Annotated in this window: 2 protein-coding genes and 1 pseudogene; 1 reads left to right on the top strand and 2 read right to left on the bottom strand. The window is 64.9% G+C overall.

Features of this window, described 5'->3' with window-relative positions; translation table 11 throughout:
- Positions 1-236 (top strand): DUF1127 domain-containing protein (locus tag EOA33_RS35095; RefSeq protein ID WP_348628295.1); only part of this gene is annotated, 236 nt, incomplete at its 5' end.
- A gap of 19 nt (positions 237-255) precedes the next feature.
- Here EOA33_RS35095 and EOA33_RS35090 read toward each other — a convergent pair.
- Positions 256-1,314 (bottom strand): Gfo/Idh/MocA family oxidoreductase, encoded by a 1,059-nt coding sequence (locus EOA33_RS35090; protein WP_127407676.1) that lies wholly within the window; start codon positions 1,312-1,314, stop codon positions 256-258.
- A 94-nt stretch (positions 1,315-1,408) separates the two neighbouring features.
- Positions 1,409-1,582 (bottom strand): annotated as a pseudogene (locus EOA33_RS35085) (trehalose utilization protein ThuA); the annotation flags it as partial.

Below are 1,582 nucleotides of genomic sequence, written 5' to 3'. Positions count from 1 at the left end.
ATCCCCTTGCAACGGTCCAGCATTGCGCAGCGCGGCAGGCAGCGTCCGCGAGGCGGGCGCCGCGCCGGTCCTTGACGAGCCTGCGCGGCACGATCGCTGCCTGGCGCAGGCAGGCACGCTTTCGCTGGGATCTCAAGCGAATCTCGGAGACCAATCCGCATCTGATCGACGATATCGGCCTGACCAGACGGCAGGTCGAGGAAGAGATCGCCAAGCTGCCCTTCTGGCAACGATAAAGGCTAACCCGGTTGGCCCTCACTGCGTGTCCGCGTGTGCCCTTAGCTCCGCGCGCCTCTCGTCTGACACCACCGCCAGATCGAGCACCTTCTGCAATTCGGCCGCGTGGCGAAAGGATGGCTCGGGCTGGACGCCGCTCTTCACCGCCTCGGCGAAGCGCTCATAGTTGGTCGGCACCGTGCCGGCGTCGAGCGCCTCCCATCTGGCGTTCTCGACATTGTCGCCCACGCACGCCTTCAGCGCCGAGCCTTCGAGATTGTGCACCACCTCGATGCCGCCCTTGTCGCCATAGATGCGCAGCCTGAGCTCGTTGAGATGGCCGGTCGCCCAGCGGCTGGCATGCACCACGCCGAAAGCGCCATTGGAGAAATCCAGCGTCATGGCGAAGCTGTCATTGGCGTCGAGCCCGTATTCGCCGATGCGGTTGCCCGGCGCCTTGTCGAAGGCGCGCAGGCGGCAAAACACATGGTCGATGTCGAGCGCCGCGCCATAGCTGGCGAAATCGAGGATGTGGATGCCGACGTCGCCGAGCACGCCGTTCGAGCCATGGCCGCGCGACAGGCGCCACAGCCATTTCGGGTCGGTGCGCCAGTCGCCCCAGAATTTCGACACCAGCCAGCTTTGCAGGTAGGAGGCCTCGACATGGCGGACCGTACCGATCTCGCCTGCCAGCACCATGGCGCGCGCCTTCTGCAGAGGTGCCACATTGCGGTAGGTGAGGTTCACCATGTTGACGATGCCGGCGGCTTCCGCGGCGTCCGCCATCTCGGTCGCCTTGCCGAAATTCTCGGCCAGCGGCTTCTCGCACAGAACCGGCTTGCCGGCGGCGATCAGCGCCATGGTGGTCGGGTGATGGATGCGGTCCGGCGTGACGTTGGCGACAGCGTCAAATTCACCCCATTTCAGCGCCTCCTCCAGCGAGGTGAAGCGGTTGGGGATCTTGAAGCCGTCGGCGAATTCGCCGACGCGGGCCGGATCGACATCGACGGCGCCGACAATGTCGACGCCCTCGATGGCGCTGAAGCGGCGGGCATGCTCCTGCGCCATCCAGCCGGTACCGAGTATCAAAAGCCGCATTTTTTGCTCCTCCGAGCGAATTGGTTCGATTCAATCATATCAGGTGGATAACCGCTATTGCTGCAGAGTTCCAGATGGAAAGCGCTGCCTTGAACTAACGGAAGCCGGCCTCGCCGGCCGTGTGCAGCTTGCCGCCGCGCTCGACGATCGGCTCCAGCGCCTTGTCCACCGGCACGTTCGGCGCGTCGTGGATAGCACGCTTCGCGCCTTGCGGGTTCGCCGCCCACTTCACCGCGTTGCGCAGCACCTGCTGCACCGTGGCGTCATG

Source organism: Mesorhizobium sp. M4A.F.Ca.ET.050.02.1.1 (assembly GCF_003997725.1).
Classification (GTDB): Bacteria; Pseudomonadota; Alphaproteobacteria; order Rhizobiales; family Rhizobiaceae; genus Mesorhizobium.
The sequence above is the reverse complement of the archived record's forward strand: the minus strand, read 5'-3'. Positions and strand labels throughout refer to the sequence as shown.

Bases quoted from the DNA above. Each gene is read 5' to 3' on its own strand.
- EOA33_RS35090 (WP_127407676.1), bottom strand. From the start codon at position 1,314: ATGCGGCTTTTGATACTCGGTACCGGCTGGATGGCGCAGGAGCATGCC.